Source organism: Acinetobacter pittii ANC 4050 (assembly GCF_000399685.1).
GTDB lineage: Bacteria > Pseudomonadota > Gammaproteobacteria > Pseudomonadales > Moraxellaceae > Acinetobacter > Acinetobacter pittii_E.
In genome coordinates, this window is the sequence record NZ_KB976987.1 from 533,657 (window position 1) to 552,319 (window position 18,663).

The 18,663-nt window shown below is 37.9% G+C and carries 12 protein-coding genes; 10 read left to right on the top strand and 2 right to left on the bottom strand.

The annotated features are described in order from the left end of the window. Positions 1 to 98 precede the first annotated feature (98 nt). The 7 genes from ytfM (at position 99) to F931_RS06490 (ending at position 14,081) form a co-directional block, all read left to right on the top strand. Positions 99 to 2,831: an autotransporter assembly complex protein TamA gene (gene ytfM, locus F931_RS06460; protein WP_016140589.1), complete on the top strand. Its 2,733-nt coding sequence runs from the start codon at positions 99 to 101 to the stop codon at positions 2,829 to 2,831. A 26-nt stretch (positions 2,832 to 2,857) separates the two neighbouring features. Next, complete coding sequence (locus F931_RS06465; RefSeq protein WP_016140590.1) at positions 2,858 to 7,366, top strand: translocation/assembly module TamB domain-containing protein; 4,509 nt, start codon at positions 2,858 to 2,860, stop codon at positions 7,364 to 7,366. A gap of 318 nt (positions 7,367 to 7,684) precedes the next feature. Beyond that, positions 7,685 to 8,920: a lactonase family protein gene (gene ykgB / locus F931_RS06470; protein WP_016140591.1), complete on the top strand. Its 1,236-nt coding sequence runs from the start codon at positions 7,685 to 7,687 to the stop codon at positions 8,918 to 8,920. Positions 8,921 to 9,055: 135 nt separating this feature from the next. Next, a complete protein-coding gene (locus F931_RS06475; protein ID WP_080649438.1) occupies positions 9,056 to 9,418 on the top strand; it encodes a hypothetical protein in 363 nt (120 codons plus the stop codon). A gap of 253 nt (positions 9,419 to 9,671) precedes the next feature. Continuing rightward, the gene (gene acnB, locus F931_RS06480; protein ID WP_016140593.1) at positions 9,672 to 12,311 is read left to right on the top strand and encodes a bifunctional aconitate hydratase 2/2-methylisocitrate dehydratase; all 2,640 of its coding nucleotides are present in this window, start codon (positions 9,672 to 9,674) and stop codon (positions 12,309 to 12,311) included. Between the two features lie 228 nt (positions 12,312 to 12,539). Then, positions 12,540 to 12,974 (top strand): hypothetical protein, encoded by a 435-nt coding sequence (locus F931_RS06485; protein WP_016140594.1) that lies wholly within the window; start codon positions 12,540 to 12,542, stop codon positions 12,972 to 12,974. Between the two features lie 123 nt (positions 12,975 to 13,097). Then, positions 13,098 to 14,081, top strand: coding sequence for an ion transporter (locus tag F931_RS06490; protein WP_016140595.1), 984 nt, complete (start codon positions 13,098 to 13,100; stop codon positions 14,079 to 14,081). 25 nt (positions 14,082 to 14,106) lie between these two features. Here the strand turns inward: F931_RS06490 and F931_RS06495 are convergent, their stop codons facing one another. Next, positions 14,107 to 15,306, bottom strand: a complete 1,200-nt coding sequence (locus tag F931_RS06495; protein ID WP_016140596.1) for an MFS transporter — start codon at positions 15,304 to 15,306, stop codon at positions 14,107 to 14,109. Between the two features lie 226 nt (positions 15,307 to 15,532). Here F931_RS06495 and F931_RS06500 point away from each other — a divergent pair, with 226 nt between their 5' ends. From F931_RS06500 to metR, 3 genes are all read left to right on the top strand, one after another. Next, entirely contained in the window at positions 15,533 to 15,961 is a 429-nt protein-coding gene (locus F931_RS06500) for a hypothetical protein (protein ID WP_025470278.1), read from the top strand. Between the two features lie 153 nt (positions 15,962 to 16,114). Beyond that, on the top strand, positions 16,115 to 16,912 hold the full coding sequence (locus F931_RS06505) for a DUF4198 domain-containing protein (RefSeq protein WP_016140598.1): 798 nt from the start codon (positions 16,115 to 16,117) through the stop codon (positions 16,910 to 16,912). Between the two features lie 288 nt (positions 16,913 to 17,200). Next, positions 17,201 to 18,121 (top strand): LysR family transcriptional regulator, encoded by a 921-nt coding sequence (gene metR / locus F931_RS06510; protein ID WP_016140599.1) that lies wholly within the window; start codon positions 17,201 to 17,203, stop codon positions 18,119 to 18,121. 62 nt (positions 18,122 to 18,183) lie between these two features. Here metR and F931_RS06515 read toward each other — a convergent pair whose 3' ends face one another. Beyond that, the gene (locus F931_RS06515) at positions 18,184 to 18,636 is read right to left on the bottom strand and encodes a DUF441 domain-containing protein (RefSeq protein ID WP_016140600.1); all 453 of its coding nucleotides are present in this window, start codon (positions 18,634 to 18,636) and stop codon (positions 18,184 to 18,186) included. Between the last annotated feature and the right edge of the window lie 27 nt (positions 18,637 to 18,663).

Genomic DNA, 18,663 nt, shown 5'->3' on the forward strand with positions numbered 1-18,663 from the left:
ATATTTTTAACGCTTGATTAAATGAAAAATCAATGGTTTTGAGTGAGTTTTACACTTACCTTGGTGCGTTTTATTAAAAAATAAGTCTAGAGTTTTCTATGCCTTCTAAAATTAAGTTTAAACAGTCAACTCTCTCACATTCTATGCATTTAATTTTAAAAATGCAGGGCATTCCTAAACTTATTTGTAGCAGCTTGTTGTTAAGTGTTTGTGTAACGCCAAGTTTTGCTCAAACTTCTGTTGAGAATAGTTCATCCACTTTAAACCAGACTGTATCTGATGAGTCAACTGAACAATTAGCTCAGACTAATCAACAATACTCTGCTCCAGTTACGGATATTGCTACGCTTGTAACCCAAGCTCAGCAGCAACAAGATAGCTTGGCCATATTGCAACAACAAGAACAATTTCCAAATCAAATTGACGAATTTAAGCCAATTACTCTTGATAATCTTGAAGATTTACCCGACATGCCTGTTGACCAAAACATGGCAAATGAAATTTATAGGGTAGCGGAAGAAGCTAAAAGTGAAGCACAGAACTTTCAAAATGGGGCACAAAAACAGCCTGAAGTTATTGTAAGCGATGCAACTCAATCTGAATTAAATCAAATTAATCAGGCACCTGTAAATATTGATCAGCTCATGCAGGAGATTAAATCTGATAGTAAGATTGTTGTCGAAGCCAATGAGACTGGGAAAACACTACCTGAATTAACGCCAGAAGTTGAAGAACCGCCTGAACAAGCTGGCTTCTTTAAGCGTATTTTAAATAAAGTGCGTCCGCCGCGTGCAATTCCAATGGAGCAAGTACCGCGTATTAATGCAGAAGTGGAAGGCGCTTCAGATGTGCTGGCTAAAAATATTAAAGGTAAATTATCAACCTTTACGCAAGAGTCTTTTGAAGACTTTAATGCTGCTTTACCTCAGCTTAGAACATTGAGTAATCAAGCTGCTCAAGCTGTTGGTTATTATAATGCTGAGTTTAAATTTGAAAAATTAAGTCCGACTCGGGTACGTGTCCGAGTTACACCAAATGAACCAGTACGGATTAATGAGCAAAATATTGAATTTACAGGCCCAGGTGAAAAGCAGCCACAATTTCAGGTTATTCGTTTAGTTCCTGATCAAGATGTCGGTGATATCTTTAACCATGGTTTATATGAAACCACAAAAAGCCGTATTGTCGATGCAGCATCTGATAATGGTTATTTTGATGCCTATTGGCGACTGCACGACGTGAAAGTGAGTCAGCCAGAAAATAAGGCTGATATTAATTTACGCTACGAGACAGGCGAGCGTTATAAATTAGATAAGGTCGAGTTTCGTATGAGTGATCCATCGAAACCTCTACCTTTAAATCAAAATATATTAGAAAGCATGGCACCTTGGAAAGAGGGGGATGACTATGCCTTCTGGCGTGTGAATGTGTTAGCAAACAATCTAACCAACTCACGTTATTTTAATTACACCTTGGTTGATAGTATCAAACCAGATCCGATTGAAAAGCCACTTGAGCTACCGCCAGATTTACAAGCTTTAGTCGATGAACAAAACATCGATGTTGATGAGTCTAATTTACTATCACCAGAACAACGACAACTTGCTAAAGCGCGTCAATTAGCGACGTCGAATAAAGAAGTTACCCAAAGCGTAGTAGATGAAAAACAGTTTGCTGGAACGCAAAATGCAAAAGAGGCAGAGCCTCAAACAGCGATGTTGCAAAGTGCAGCAGTTCCACCAGACGAACAAGAAACAGAACAAGACCGTTTACAAGCCCAAGCCAGAGAAACAAAAAGAATTCCGGTTATTGTGACTTTAAATGCGGATAAGCTAAATAGTTTGGAAACTGGTATTGGTTACGGCACCGATACGGGTGCGCGTCTACGTAGTCAGTATCGCCGTTCTATTGTAAATAAGTATGGTCATTCTTTTGATGCCAACTTGGAAGTCTCACAAATTCGTCAATCTATTGATGGTCGATATAGTATTCCTTATAAACACCCGTTAAATGACTATTTTAATATTGTGGGCGGATATGAGCGTGAAACACGTGATGATATTGGTCCAGATGTAAGTCTGTTAACTGAATCTGCTGTTGTGGGTGGTGAGCGCGTAATCAAACGTCCATTAGGAAATTGGCAACATACTATTGGGGTCCGTTATCGTTTAGACCGTTTGACCCAACAAGGGGATGTTGATATTTCTGAGTTACCGGATGCATTTAAAACGGCTGCATCTGAGCAAGAAGCATTATTATTTAGTTATGAAACATCTAAAACTTCGAGTAATACACGTTTAAACCCAACCAAAGCTTTTAAACAAACCTATAAATTAGAACTAGGTAGCGAGAGTTTACTGTCTGATGCCAATATGGCAATTGCGAGTGCAGGTTGGAGATTTATTTATTCTCTAGGTGAAAATGATGATCACCAATTCGTTGGAAGATCTGATCTTAGCTACATCTTTACGGATGACTTTGATAAAGTTCCGTACAATCTTAGATTCTTTACGGGTGGTGACCAAACAATTCGTGGATTTGACTATAAGAGTCTTTCTCCAGAAGTAGATGGATATAAAATTGGGGGCCAAGCTTTAGCTGTAGGTTCTTTAGAATATAATTATCAGTTCAAAGATGGATGGCGAGCAGCTGTTTTCTCTGACTTTGGTAATGCTTACGATAAAGACTTTAATAATCCGGCAGCTTATAGCGTTGGGGTGGGAATTCGCTGGAAGTCTCCAATCGGGCCAATCCGTTTAGATGTCGCGTCGGGTATTTCAGATGAAAATCATCCGATTCGTCTACATTTCTTTATAGGCCCACAACTTTAAAAATAAAATTTTATTAGGTTTATTTTATGGCGGAAGTAGAACAGCAGCCCACTTCGGCACCTAGCTCTCCTAAGAAGAAGCGTCGCATTTTGCGTAGCTTCTTGCTGACGATATTGATCATATTGTTATTATTGGCTTCTTCGTTGATCATTATGATGTCAACAGATCGTGGCAGTCGTTTTTTATTAGATCGGGTTTTAGAAGCTCAGAAAATAATTAAATATGAATATGAAGGCGGCAACTTACTGCGGGGCATCATCCTCAAAAATGTGTTAGTGCAATTAAAGGAAGTCGATGTCTCATTAGATCGAGCTGATGTAGGCTTAGGATGGCGCTCTTTATTATTAGAAAAAGAAGTGCATTTAAGCCATGCGGATGTACGTAATCTACGCATCATTGATAAAATGCCATCCTCAGATGAGCCATTCCAATTTAAACCAATTAAATTACCTTTTGTCTTGCGGGTAGATGAAGGGGATGTTGATCATTTAGAGATTAAACTAGCAACCTCAGATATAAGTTTTCATGACGTTCATTTGCAAGATGCACTTTGGTCAGAGACCAAATTAGAGTTTGAAAAATCCAGTATGGATATGGGTTATCTCTCAGTTCATAACGCGACAGGGAAAATGGATTTTAGTGGTAAATATCCATTAAATGCCACGGCAGATTTAAGAATCCCATCTTTAAACAGTTTAAATATTCAAAATATTAAAGTTGCAGCTCGCGGAAGTTTAGATACTTTAAAAGCTGGTGTAGCAACAACTACTCCTGATCTATTGACGGGTTGGGTTGTACTGCATCCTGTTCGCGATGAAGTTCCAATGCGGGGAGAATTACTGCTAAAAAACTATCACTTACCTTTGCTAGAAGAGCAGAAACTCTTTGCAAAAAATGGTGTGATCAAGTTTCAAGGTGATATTAAACAACTTAATTTGGCACTTGATACAGATTTAAAAGGTGAAAATTTACCTGAAGGTCAGTACAACGCTTTAATGAATACTGATTTGGTTGATCAGCTTAATATTACTAATTTTAACGGCCAAGTTATGAAAGGTGCCGTTAACCTTAAAGGTCTGGTGAATTGGAAAGATCATGTTACTTGGGATATTAAAGGCCGTTTAGATCACATTAATCCTAAAGACAAAGCGATTCCTCAGGTGGTTCAAGACTTTTTACCGCCAAGTTTAGATGCGGCTGTTGCCTCAACTGGGTCTTTGGAAAAAGGTACAGAAGTATTTGCTCACATTGACTTTGACCGTTATGAGTCGTGGAAACTCAAACTTAATCAGGCTCCAGAAAAGAATAATAAACCTCAGCCGATGCTCATGAATGTAGCTTGGACGAAAATAGACCGTGCAATGCCTTATATTGGATGGTTAAGCAGTGATAAGGGGCAAGTCGATTTAACATTACGTGACGGTCAGCAAGATATTAAAGTTGCAACAAAAGTATATCAGCATGAAAAAACTTTATTGCCAGCAGGACAATATCTAGCCAATTTGAATGTTAAAGATAATATCTTAAATGTTCCTAATTTTAGTTTCACTGCTGAAAAAGGTAGCTTAACGGGGCAGGCTAAAGTTTTATTACCTACTGAAAAACGTCAGCTCGCTTGGAATGCTTTGTTAAATGCAAAAGATTTTAATCCGCAAAGTATTCAGGCAGCAGCGCCAGTTAATTTGTTAAATGGTTCAATTAAGGCAAATGGTTTTGCTAAACCAAACCAGCAAATTATCCAATTTGAGAAAATTGATTTAACGGGTCGATTGGCTCAAGCAGGTCAAGAAACTGTAAGTTTAGGTGGAAAAAGTACTGCTGCATTATTATTTCATGATGTGAAAGCTGGTGGCGGGTTTAAAGGCTTTGCAGTTAATTATGACGGGTCTTTAAAAGCCTTAAAACAGGCAAATGGTTTGTTGAAGTTTTCTATAGCGGGCACGCCTGATTTTATTCGAATTAGCCAATTACAACACGATGGTGTGGCTGGGAAAATCTATGCTACTGGTTCTGTAAATTTAAAAGACCGTATCGCATGGGATATTAATAGTTCATTGGTACGCTTTAAACCTCAATATTTTGCCTCAACTGTTAAAGGTGAAATTTCAGGGAATCTAAAAACTCAAGGGGTTTGGTCTGATCACTTGAAGCGAATTAATATTCAGCAATTGAATCTTGCAGGCTTTTTAAATAATAAACCTGTTCGAGGTAAAGGTAATCTATCTCTATTGATGGATTCCAATCAAAATGGCTTTTTACCTCAGCAGTTTGAAGCAAATAACTTATTTTTAGTGTATGGGCAGAACCAGTTACAAGCTACGGGCAATGCACAAAATCTAAAAATTAAGCTGAATGCACCAGCACTCTACGAGTTATATCCAGGGCTACGTGGTCGAGCTTATGGTGATCTGAATGTTCAATCTCAACCACGTTTAAAAGCAACAGCAAATATTGCAGTAGATAATTTTGCTTTTAATACACTAGTCAGCGTAAAGAGATTGAGTATTCAAGGTGAGCTTCCAACTTCGGAAACAACACCGACTCAATTAACCGCAAAATTAGATAATTTGCGTAGTGGAAATAGACAAATTCAGTCTGCTGAAGTGAATTTAACAGGAACAAGAAAAGCGCATTTATTGAAAGTACTCGGCAATAATAGTATTTCTAAGTTCTATGTTCAGTTAGCTGGCGGTTTTAACCAAAATAATGATTGGTTAGGGCAAATCCAAAAAGGAAGTTTTGATTCAAGACGTATCCGTCTGGCACAAAATCAAAATGCTCCAGTAATTTTTTCTTCTGCTAAGTCTGAGCTATATGTGGGTCAACATTGCTGGCAAAGTACTAACAGTCAACTCTGTTTCGATCAGCCGGTACGAGTGAGTAAAGCACGAGGTAATGTTTCCTTTGTAACTCAGAACATGGATTTAAGCGACTTCGCAGCATTTATGCCAGAAGGTTTGGCAATGACTGGACAATTAAATGGCTATGCCAAGGCATCATGGGTAAATGGTGGTAATCCAAAACTTGATGCACGTTTAATTACGCGTAAAGGTGAAATTGGTTTAGCCGCTGAAGATCCGCAAGATCCTGCAACTACTCTGGCTTATGATGAGTTGGGGGTGATTGCAAAAAGTGTATCAGAAGGGCTGTTATTCCGAGTTGATGTTAAAACACCTGATATTGGTACGGGTTATGCGAACGTTATTGTTAATCCATTCCAGTCATCAATGCCAATGCATGGTGAGATAGCTTTTAATGATGTCCAATTAAAAGTCTTAAAACCATTTATCCAAGATGTCCGTTCAATGAGTGGTACCTTAGCCTTGGCAGGTAAAATCAACGGTACGTTAACTCAACCTCAGTTTACTGGTGAAATGCGTCTGAAAAATGGTGCAATCAGTATGATTTCTTTGCCAGTTAATTTAACCAATGTTCAGGTTTACTCATCAATTCGTCAAGATATGGCAACAATTGATGGAGCATTTAACAGTGGACAAGGTGTGGGTTTACTTAAAGGTAGTTTTGAATGGAAAGATGCACCACGCCTTCAATTAAATCTGAAAGGTGATAATTTATTGGTGCGTCAAGCTCCATTAATTACCGCGATTGCTAACCCGAACCTGACACTTGATATGTATCCTTTTGATAAGCGATTAAGTTTAAAAGGATCCGTAGATGTTCCTCGCGCACGTATTTCAATGCCAGAAACAACTGCACCAATTATTAATACCTCATCAGATGTTCGTATCGTACGCCAAGGTCAAGACCCACTTGCAATTTTACGGGCTGCTAAACCTTGGGATATTCGAGCTGATATTTCTGTTAATATTGGAAAACAAGTGATATTCCAAGGCTTTAACAGTAATATTCCATTGGTTGGCCGTCTAAACTTAAGCCAACGTGGCTTTGAGACGGCAATGAGGGCTAACGGCGCGATTGGTGTTAGCCAAAAAGTGAAAATTGAAGCTTATGGACAAAGTCTAGACTTGAACCGAGCAATTGCCCGTTTTAATGGACCATTGGCAAACCCGACTTTAGATATCGATGCGAATAAAAATGTTCAAGGTAGTATGGTTGGTGTTCGTGTGACAGGTACGGCGACATCACCAAACATTCAGGTTTATAACGATGCAGGTCTATCTGAACAAGAAGCATTAAATGCGCTTGTTACTGGACGTATTAATGAAGGTTCGAGTGGCTTGAGTAATGCAGAGGGCTTTAAATCTGATGTAAACAACACCATTGCGGCTGCAGGTATTAGTATGGGCTTAGGTGGTACACGTGCTTTAACGAATCAGATTGGACGTACGTTTGGTTTGAGCGGCCTTGCTTTAGATGCACAGGGTACAGGTGATGATACGCAAGTGAGTTTAACGGGTTATATCACACCAGATCTGTTTATTCGTTATGGTGTCGGAGTGTTTACGCCAGTAAATAAACTCACTTTACGTTATCAAATGAATCGACGTTTATATCTAGAAGCGAGTCAGTCTTTAGAAAGAGCAATCGACCTTTTCTATAACTGGCGTTTTTAGTGGGTGGAAATCAAGCATTAAAAGTACGTTAGTATCGGAAATGCCTTAATGGGTTTCAATACGACTCATAAATAAAAAGCTCACCTCAAGTGGGCTTTTTATTTGATAACATCTTCATAAGACTTAAAAAATTGAATATTTATCTTATACACGATCCATTCTCTTTTACGTCCGTAAACCTTGATCAGGCTTATGATTAAAGAAAATTCACTTGAAAATTGCTGTTTTATAAATTAGTTTTCAGAATTATCAAACGAAATTAAATTAATAATACCTTGTTGATAAGTGCAAATAAGGTAATTTTTCAAGGATATACTAGTGAAAATAGATACTTGTGTTGAAATTAAACATAGCAAGGAAAGCGATACAAATATTAAATATCGTGAGCTAATTCAAAAGTTAACAGCAACATTGTCATTGACGCTTTTATCATTGGGATGGGGCTCCGCCGTAAATGCCGCACAACAACAAATTGCTTTAGTCGGAACATGGACATCAATTCCTGATGCGCCACTTGTGCAAAAACCAAAACAAGCCAGTGAAGGTTTGTATCAGCTTCAAGTAAATAGCGATGGAACTTTAACTCCAGTTAATGTGTTGAAAATGAAAAGTCCTTCTTGGATTGTGAAGTCGAAAGATGGACGTTTTGCATATACCACTAATGAAGAAAATGAAGGAGCGGTGACTGCATTATCAATTCAAAATGGAAAGGTAGAAGTATTGAACACTGTGGATAGCCATGGTGGGCACCCAACACATGCATCAATCAGTTTAGACGGTAAATTCCTGTTTGTATCGAACTATTCGGCATTTGACAAAGGTCGTGGTGGTGTGGCTGTTTTACCAATTTTACCAAATGGCCATTTAGGTGAAAAAGTACAAAATATCGTTTTTAACGAAGGTTCTGGTCACGTCAAAGGTCGTCAGGACAGTGGTCATGCACATTCAACAACCTTCAGTCCAGACGGTAAGTATCTATATGCTAGCGATCTTGGAAATGATAAAATCTACACCTTCCGTTACAACCCTAACAAGCCTCAACCACTCGAAGCAGATAGCACTCGAGATGTGACTTTTACCCATGGTTCTGGCCCACGCCATATGGTCTTTTCACCAAATGGCAAACAAGCGTACGTTACCGCAGAAATGCGAAGTGAAATTGTGACATTTAACGTGCAAGATGGTCATTTGAAAAAAGTGGCTGAGCTGAAACTGATCCATGAGGACAAAACACCTGAATTTAAGAGCGCGAGTGGTATTATTCTTAGTCCAAATGGTAAATATGTGATTGCTGCCAATCGGGGGGCGGACAATAAACTCTTGGTATTTAAAATCCAACAGAATGGATTGCTTGGTAAACCAGTAGTTTATGAAGCCAATGGTATTGAACCACGCGCGTTCTCATTCGATGCATCTGGTAAATATCTATATGTGACCAATGTTTTTAGTAATAACATTAGTTTATTCCGTTTTGACACAAAAAATGGCACCTTAAAACCAGCTGGTGATGCAACAAAAATATCAACACCTACGGATATTAAGTTCTTTAATTAATCCGAATCATGAAACTGGCATTTCTAGTGCCTGAAATAAAAGACCGAGGTTGTGCTATCTCGGTTTTTTTATAGCAGTTTTTGCAAAAATGATGATTTTCCGTATGATATGAACAGCAATAATTAGTGTAGTGAAGTGATGAAAAAGATTTTATTGATCGCAGTGAGTTTGTTCTTTGTCGGTTGTTCAGAAAAGAAGCCGTTAACGCCAGAAGAGCAGTGGCACGGCTTTTGTACTAGCGTAGGAAATGCAGCTAGAAGTATTGTTTTTGATCGTCAACAAGCTATTGAAAAAACTCAGGCTGTCGAGCATGCAAATAAGATTGAAGATGAGATAACTAAAAAATTCATACTTAATATTATTGAAAAAGTTTACGCAATTCCAAAAGAAGAACTGACAAAAGATTCTCAAGCAATTCAAGAAAAAGTTAGAAAGCAAATGATGGATGAATGTTTGGCAACACCGCATGACAAAATGCCAAAATATAAATCGTTCTAATTGAAGATCAGATTATTGAATTTCTATCCAACTAAAGCTCTTTTTGCTTAAAAATAGTTCAAGTTAGTCCAGTATGCTCATTATTTATACACTGGTATTTAGATACAAAATAATGGGCATCACGGAGAAACACCCCGCGCTCATTAACTTTTACCTTGAACTCTAGTAAACTTTTGTAGTCCATATTACTTGTGAAGCTTTTAAGAAAGCTGGAATTTGCAAGTAATTTTTCAAAAAAAGAGGAATGAACACCGTGCTAGAAGCTTACCGCCAACACGTTGAAGAACGTGCCGCACTCGGAGTCCCACCGAAGCCACTTGATGACGCTCAAACAGCTCAGCTTGTTGAATTACTAAAAAATCCACCAGCAGGCGAAGAAGCGTTCTTGGTTGATTTGCTTGAAAACCGTATTCCTGCAGGTGTTGACCAAGCAGCTTACGTAAAGGCAGCGTTCTTGGCAGCGATTGCAAAAGGCGAAGCAACTTCACCACTCGTTTCTAAAGAACGTGCAGTTTACTTACTCGGTACTATGTTAGGTGGTTATAACGTAGCACCACTTGTTGAGCTTCTTGACAATGCTGAACTCGCAGGCTTAGCCGCTGAAGCATTAAAGAAAACTCTTCTTGTATTTGATGCATTCCATGACGTAGCAGATAAAGCGAAAGCTGGTAATGAAGCTGCTAAAGCTGTTTTACAATCTTGGGCTGAAGCAGAATGGTTCACTAGCCGTCCTGATGTTCCAGAAGAAATCAAAATCACTGTGTTCAAAGTAACTGGTGAAACAAATACTGATGACTTGTCTCCAGCTCAAGATGCTTGGAGCCGTCCAGACATTCCATTACACGCAAATGCGATGTTGAAAAACGAGCGTGATGGTATCAACCCTGAAAAACCAGGTGAAGTTGGTCCATTAAGCCAAATTAAAGAACTTATCGCGAAAGGCAATCAAGTTGCTTACGTAGGTGACGTTGTTGGTACGGGTTCAAGCCGTAAGTCTGCAACTAACTCTGTTCTTTGGTTCTTTGGTGATGAACTTCCACACATTCCAAACAAAAAAGATGGTGGTGTGTGCTTAGGTTCTAAGATCGCTCCAATTTTCTTTAACACTATGGAAGATGCAGGTGCATTACCTGTAGAAATCGACGTTGCTAACATGAACATGGGCGACGAAGTAGTATTGAAGATTGACCATGATGCTGCAAAAGTAACTGCTTTTAAAGATGGCGTACAAATCTCTGAAGCAGAACTTAAAACTCCTGTACTTTTAGACGAAGTACGTGCTGGTGGTCGTATTAACTTGATCATTGGTCGTGGTTTAACTGCTAAAGCACGTGAAGAATTAGGTCTTGCACCGTCTACATTGTTCCGTACCCCAGTACAACCTGCTGACACTGGCAAAGGCTTCACACAAGCTCAAAAAATGGTTGGCCGCGCATGTGGTTTACCAGAAGGCCAAGGTATCCGTCCAGGAACTTACTGTGAACCTAAAATGACAACTGTTGGTTCTCAAGATACAACAGGTCCTATGACTCGTGATGAGTTAAAAGACTTAGCGTGCTTGGGCTTCTCAGCTGACTTAGTGATGCAGTCTTTCTGTCACACTGCTGCGTATCCAAAACCAGTTGACGTAACAACTCACCATACATTACCTGACTTCATCATGAACCGTGGTGGTGTATCCCTACGTCCAGGTGACGGTATTATCCACTCTTGGTTAAACCGTATGTTACTTCCAGATACAGTAGGTACTGGTGGTGACTCACATACTCGTTTCCCAATCGGTATTTCATTCCCAGCGGGTTCAGGTCTTGTTGCGTTCGCAGCAGCAACTGGTGTTATGCCACTTGATATGCCTGAGTCTGTACTTGTTAAGTTTAAAGGTAAAATGCAACCTGGTATCACTTTACGTGACCTTGTACATGCAATTCCTTACTATGCAATTCAAGCGGGTGATTTAACTGTAGAGAAGAAAGGTAAGAAAAACATCTTCTCTGGTCGTATCCTTGAGATCGATTTATCAGAAATGGAAAATGACTTGACTGTTGAACAAGCATTCGAACTTTCTGATGCGTCAGCTGAACGTTCTGCTGCAGGCTGTTCAATCACACTTTCTGAAGAGAAAGTTGCTGAATACCTACGTTCTAACATCACTATGTTGAAGTGGATGATTGCAGAAGGTTATGGCGATGCACGTACACTTGCTCGTCGTGCTGAAAACATGCAGAAGTGGTTAGATAACCCAAGCTTGTTAAAAGCGGATGCGGATGCTGAATACTTAAAAGTTTACGAAATCGATCTAGCTGACATCAAAGAACCAATTCTTTGCTGCCCGAACGATCCAGATGACGCGAAACTTCTTTCTGATGTTCAAGGCGACAAGATTGATGAAGTATTCATCGGTTCTTGTATGACGAATATCGGTCACTTCCGTGCAGCTGGTCAGTTACTTGACAAAGTACCTGGTGGTTCATTGTCTACTCGTTTGTGGTTGGCTCCACCAACTCGTATGGACGAGCACCAATTAATGGAAGAAGGCTTGTACAACATCTATGGTCGTGCTGGTGCACGTACAGAGATGCCTGGTTGTTCATTATGTATGGGTAACCAAGCACGTGTAGCACCGAACACAACTTGTGTATCGACTTCTACTCGTAACTTCCCGAACCGTTTAGGTCAAGGTGCAAATGTTTACTTAGCGTCTGCTGAGCTTGCATCTGTAGCTGCGGTTCTTGGTAAATTACCAAGTCCAGAAGAATATCAACAGTATGCGTCACAAATTGACAGCGCATCTGCTGACATTTACAAATACTTAAACTTCGACAAGATGAGCGAATATACTAAAGAAGCTGATCAAGTTGATACTAAGAAAATCCAGGCTGCTCAATTGACTTAATATGTCGATTTAGTACAAAAAAGGAGCTGATTATTCAGCTCCTTTTTTATTTAAATGAGACTTTATACATAATTAGTTTTAAAAATAATAAATAGATCAAATTTTATTTAATGAAAATGTAAAAATAAATATTACTCTAGATATTAAAACGTTTTTTGCTTTAAAATAATTGAATGAACTTAATAATAATTAAAAAAAATATGAGTATTTTATATAGGGAACTTAAGAATGTTAAAGACAATTGTTGAATTTAAATTTGATGATTATCAATTATATGATCAAAAATCTTATGCTAATGAAGGAGGTATTTTAGTTCAAAAAACTGAAGATATTGCGCAATATATTTTTAGTATATTAAAGAATAGATATCATTTAAATATAGAACTATATAGTGAGAAATGGGGGTGGCAAATTGAGATTCCACTACCTGAAATAACAATGTATCTTGGCATCAGCGTTTATGAAGAATATAGCAATGGATTCGCAATTTTTATTTCTCCAAATACTCCAATTTTAAGAAAATTTCTATTTAGAAAGCTTGATATTACACATCATATTATGGTGCTGCAAAACTATATAAATATCATTTTAAAATCACATCCTGGCATCTACGATGTGATGTGGTGGGAAGAAAATGAATTCCGGTGTGTAGCCGCGGATTGATGCACGAAGTAAAGTTTAAGCCTTAAATATGGATGTAAGTAAAAGCAAAAATTGTTAGAGACTATATTGGTGAATACAGACTAAGCGCTTACTATAACTACAATATCAAGTGGTCAGAGCCATATGCAAAATTTAGCTTTGAAGGGATTGCGTAAGTTTTTCTATAATAATCTTCATAACCATGACTATGAAACTACGGTAAGTAAATGCATTAACTATTTTTTAGTTGTTTTAATTATTGGTAATGTCGCTGCGGTCTTATTGGAAACAGTAAATGATCTGTACACAAGTTATCGTATTTGGTTTGACTACTTTGAGAATATTTCAATCGCAATTTTTAGTAACGAATATTTATTAAGATTGTGGAGTATTGCTGATCGGGATACGACACAGCCCTCATGGAAAACCCGCTTGAACTGGATGAAAAGCGGTGAAGCTATAATTGATTTGATGGCAATTTTACCGGCTTACCTAAATTTCTTTGTACGAATCGACCTTCGTATGCTTAGAATCTTACGTTTACTCCGCTTATTAAAATTAACACGCTATTTCATCTCGCTACAGATACTGTTATGCGTGATTAAACGTGAGAAAGGATCTTTTCAAGCCGTTATCTTTATTTTAATTATCATGATTATTATGACTGCTTCTGGAATTTACGTAGTTGAAAATAAAGCTCAGCCAGAAGCTTTTAGTTCAATACCTAAATCTATGTGGTGGGCAGTGGTTACTTTAACTACAGTGGGTTATGGTGATGTCACTCCGGTAACTAGCCTAGGAAAGTTATTAGGGGCGCTTATTACTATTTTGGGTGTGGGTATTGCGGCTTTACCAGCCGGTATTTTGGCATCTGGGCTCGCAAATGAGCTTAATCAACGTAATCAAAGATTAGAGCAAGAGTTTCGTGAGTTACTTCAAGCACGAGGCATAGATATTTTACATGATGAACTTGAAATAGAGCGGGTCCGTCAAAAAGTAGGATTGCCAAAAGAGCAGGCGCATAACCTGATTATTCAAATTATGCGTGAAAAAGTATTAGAGGAAGAAGAGTCGGTCCGAGAGAAAAAATGTTATTGTCCACACTGTGGTGGAAAGCTAACTGATTAGAAAAATAAGTTAGCTTCACTCTTAATTAAGCTTTTTTGCTAGCTTTTTCTACTGCAAATGCAATAAGTAAAATGATAAGACCACCGAGACTTAAAACAAAACCCACCCAGATTGGTGCGATCCAACCCATTTGATGACTGAGCACCCAACCTCCTAAAAATGCACCTAAGGCATTGGCCATATTAAAGGCAGAGTGGTTGAGTGATGCTGCTAAAGTTTGAGCATCGCCCGCTACATCCATTAGACGAGTCTGTAATGCTCCACCTAATCCCATTACCGTGAGACCAATTAAGAATAAAGAGGCAATAGCAGTATAGATATTACTCATTAAGAAGCTAGCAACCACAAAAGCGATAGCTGAGCTAATTAATACGCCTACTATAGTTTTGTTGAGGTTCTTATCTGCAAGCCATCCTGCCGTTAGACCTCCAATAACCATACCAACACCCCAAATAGCCAAGGCGATAGGAACGATTTGGATATTAACTTGTGTATATTCAGTCAAAATAGGGGAAACGTAGCTATAAACAGAAAACATGCCTCCAAAACCGATGGCACCTACTGCTAGTGTTAACCACATATTAATATTTTTAAGGCCAGCTAATTCTGTTTTTATACTGGCAGTAGCTTGGACTGGAATATTAGGTACAAAGAAGCCAACAGTAATTAAAGTAACAAAAGCAATGGTGGCCGAAAATTCAAAACCTGCTCTCCAACCAAAGTTTTGGCCTAGCCACGTTGCGAGAGGAACACCAATTACAGTTGCGACAGTAAGTCCCATCATCATTTGAGCAACTGCAGAAGCTCTTCTTGATGGACCCGCTAGTTCAGCTGCAACTAACGCACCAACTCCAAAATATGCTCCGTGTGGTAAACCAGCGATAAAACGTGAGATTAAGACAGTTTCAGGAGTATGAGCCAAAGCGGTACAAGCATTAGCAATTCCATAAAAAAGCATTAAGCCAAGTAATAAAGTTTTTCTAGGTACTTTGGCTCCAAGAATAGCGATAATAGGAGCACCAATAACTACCCCTAATGCGTAGGCACTAATAAAGTGGCCAGCTTCAGGTACTGTAATATGTAAATTATTTGCAATTTCCTGAATGAGTCCCATTGCGACAAATTCAGTGGTTCCAATACAAAAACCACCCACAGCGAGTGAGAAAATTGCTAAAAAGAGAGAATAATGTTGATGTGTAGAAAGAGGGGATTGCGGGGACGCCATAATAAGTTAAGGGAAGACACAAAAAAGAGAAGTATAAGGGAAAAGTGAACAGAATAATAAAAAACTAAAATATTGAGAGAATGATTACATATTCTAATAAAGTAAATTTAAATTTTATATGGAATAATTCATCGAAAAACTTTTAAAAATTATATATGATTAGCGCGTAATACTTTAGGCATTACAACAAGTTGTATAAATATCCAAAAAATAGAGATGCTAAAACGTGAGAAAATTATTTATTACCTGCCTTATAGGTATGGCTATGTTATCTATGTCTGGTTGCGCAGTTTTTATGGCAGGTAATCAACCAAGTAAAAAAAATTTAAATGTTCTAAATCCAGGCAGCTCTCGTAATTATGTGATTGCTGAGTTTGGTGCGCCTGTACTTTCAGAATACCGTGATGGAACACGTGTTGAGATCTATACTTTTCAGCAAGGGTATTCAAAGTGGGTGAAAGTTGGCAGAGCGTTTGGTCATGGTGTAGCAGATGTGGCTTCAATCGGCCTTTGGGAGGTTTTTGGGACTCCAACAGAAGCATATTTTAATGGTAAAGAAACCTCATACGAAGTATCTTACGGACCAGATGATTTAGTGAAAAGCTATAAGCTAATTGATTTCGAGCAGACATTTCCAAAAGTGAAGCAGCAATAAAATCAAATTAAATAAGAAAAGACCTACGGGTCTTTTTTTGTATAAAATTAAACCCATTAATGATAATAAGAATTATTTTTATTTGTGTATACTGTATGTGCTTATACTTTGTCTGAAATTATTTAACTTTGTGTACAACAGGATTTTGTAATAATGAATAGATTTCTAATAACGTCACTTGCATTGATATGTACAACAGGCTTCGCTCACGAACCTTATGTAGCACCTATAGCTTATAAAACCGAACAAACCCAAGTGCCCGTAATTGCTGGTTATGCTGAAGAAGCATTAAATAGTGAATATGCTTTAAAGGACGCGAAACTTACCGTAATCACACCTAAAAATGAGCTTAAAACTGTCAACTCAGAAGCTTTGCATAAGTCTGTAAGTGTGTTTGATGTAGAGCTACCCGAAGAAGGTACATATATTGTTCAAACTCAGGCGAGTTATCCTTTAAAATATGTATATAACCAAAAAGCTTGGCATCTATTTTTTGATTTGCCAGCTGACAAAGCTCCCCCTAAAGCAGAGCGTGAATATTTGATTCCGACTGATCTTAAAACAAAGACAATTAAAACAGAGCAAGTAACACGTGAGTGGATATTGCAGAGTTATCTTTCTAAAGGAAAAGTTTCAGATATTCAGCTTCCAAATACACCGATTAAAGTTAGTTTCTCTGTACACCCAAATCAAATTAAAGCTGCTCAACCTGTTAAATTGGCTATCACTGAAAAAGGACAACCTTTAGCTTATGCGGAAGTTAATTTAAGAGAAAAGGGTGCAACTGACAAACAGGTTCAGCAGTTTAAGGCAGAGAACAACGGTCAGGTTGAGCTTGTATTTCCAAAAGCTGGAGAATATCTAGTAGAAGTAACCGCTCCTTTAAATTTGAAATTAAAACCTAAAGATCAGAGCTATACAATTATTAGTTTAAATGTATTACCACAGTAGCTTTTAATGTTTTAAAAAATAGACCTTTATAAGGTCTATTTTAGTTTTTCATACTTTTTTAACTACTTAAAAAAAATTCATAAAATCGTGTTAATTTTCCTACTTTTTTGAAGATACCAAAATTCATCGTAAATAAAAATAGTGAAATAAAATTCATGTTGAGACAAACTAACTAATTTTGTGTTAAAGTGAATAAAATTCATTAATAAAGATTTGTCGAAAGTTTTATGGAAAAGTAAAGATGAGCTTTATCCATTTGTAGATAAATCTCTTTTTTAGGCTTGGCCCATGTTAGAAATTCGTCACCTTAAAACTTTAGTTGCTTTACGTGAGCATGGTTCATTAGTTTCGGCAGCTAACGATCTTTGTTTAACACCATCTGCAATTTCCCATCAATTAAAAGAATTAGATCATTGGTATGGGGTAGAAGTGGTTAATCGTCGAAGCAGGCCTGTTAGCTTTTCTAATGTTGGACAGCGGTTACTCAAGTTAGCTGATGATGTTTTGCCACAAATTCAGATTACTCACAGTGATATCACACGTATTATTCATGGGCAGACAGGTAGAATTATTTTTTCATCGGAATGTCATAGTTGTTTTGACTGGTTAATGCCTTTGTTAAATCAGTACCGCCAGCAATATCCAGATGTTGATTTAGACTTTGCCTCAGGTTTTGAGGCTAATCCGCATGAACTTTTACAAAATGCAGAATTTGATTTATTGATTACAGCTGACCCAATTGCTTTAAAAGGAATTGAGTATTTTCCAATTTTTGAATATGAATCACGTTTAGTCCTATCAAATACTCATCCTCTGGTGCGGGCTGAAAATATTACAGTTCAAGACCTGGCCGAAGAAGTTTTAATTACTTATCCAGTTGATAAACATCGTTTAGATATTATGTCTAAACTTTTTATTCCTGCGAATATTCAGCCTAAGCAAATACGAACAACAGATTTAACTCAAATGCTTATTCAACTTGTTGCAAGTGGACGAGGTATTGCTGCTTTACCTGATTGGGTCGTAAATGAATATGAACAAAAGGGATGGGTCACAAGTCGTCGTTTAGATTGTGTTTCTCCTACAGGTTTAAGACGAACTTTATATGCAGGTTATCGAACTGAAGAAAAAGAGAAAAGTTATTTTGAAGGCTTTTTAAAGCAGTTGGAAAAGTTCTCTTTAAAACGAAACGCCTATTATTCTGGCTAAAATAGTTAATTTAGCCTAAGTATTTAAAAAGGTGCTTAATTGCACCTTTTTATTTCGACTTCTTATTTACCAATGAATAAAGAGAGTAAACCTGCTGCAATCAGAGGACCGACTGGTACGCCGCGGAGTAAAGCAACACCAGCGACCGTACCAATGAGTAAACCTGCAACCACATCGGGTTGGCTCGACATTAGTTTTACGCCACGACCACCTAACCAAGCGACTAATAAGCCAATTGCGATAGCCACCAGTGATTTAACACTAATAAATGATTTTAAAATACTCTCGCCGCTGAGCTTGCCACTGGCAATTGGAGTAAGTACACCAATTGTTAAAATAAGAATTCCTAAATTAAGACCGTGAGCTTGAATATAGGGAAAAAACTCATTTAATGGCGTAATTTTAACGACAATGAGCACACCTGCTGCTATCGTTACAGCTGCATTTTGACTTAATAAGCCGCAAATCAGCAGGACGAGTAAAACAACTAAATTCACATCAAATTGGGCAAGCATAGGGAGTGCAGAGGAAGTAAATAAGTG

What these genes read in the sequence shown, in the direction of transcription:
- F931_RS06485 (WP_016140594.1), top strand. Translation starts at nt 12,540, where the DNA reads ATGTTAAAGACAATTGTTGAATTTAAATTTGATGATTATCAATTATAT.
- F931_RS06495 (WP_016140596.1), bottom strand. Translation starts at nt 15,306, where the DNA reads ATGGCGTCCCCGCAATCCCCTCTTTCTACACATCAACATTATTCTCTC.
- ytfM (WP_016140589.1), top strand. Translation starts at nt 99, where the DNA reads ATGCCTTCTAAAATTAAGTTTAAACAGTCAACTCTCTCACATTCTATG.
- F931_RS06505 (WP_016140598.1), top strand. Translation starts at nt 16,115, where the DNA reads ATGAATAGATTTCTAATAACGTCACTTGCATTGATATGTACAACAGGC.
- F931_RS06490 (WP_016140595.1), top strand. Translation starts at nt 13,098, where the DNA reads ATGCAAAATTTAGCTTTGAAGGGATTGCGTAAGTTTTTCTATAATAAT.
- F931_RS06515 (WP_016140600.1), bottom strand. Translation starts at nt 18,636, where the DNA reads ATGCTTGCCCAATTTGATGTGAATTTAGTTGTTTTACTCGTCCTGCTG.
- F931_RS06465 (WP_016140590.1), top strand. Translation starts at nt 2,858, where the DNA reads ATGGCGGAAGTAGAACAGCAGCCCACTTCGGCACCTAGCTCTCCTAAG.
- metR (WP_016140599.1), top strand. Translation starts at nt 17,201, where the DNA reads ATGTTAGAAATTCGTCACCTTAAAACTTTAGTTGCTTTACGTGAGCAT.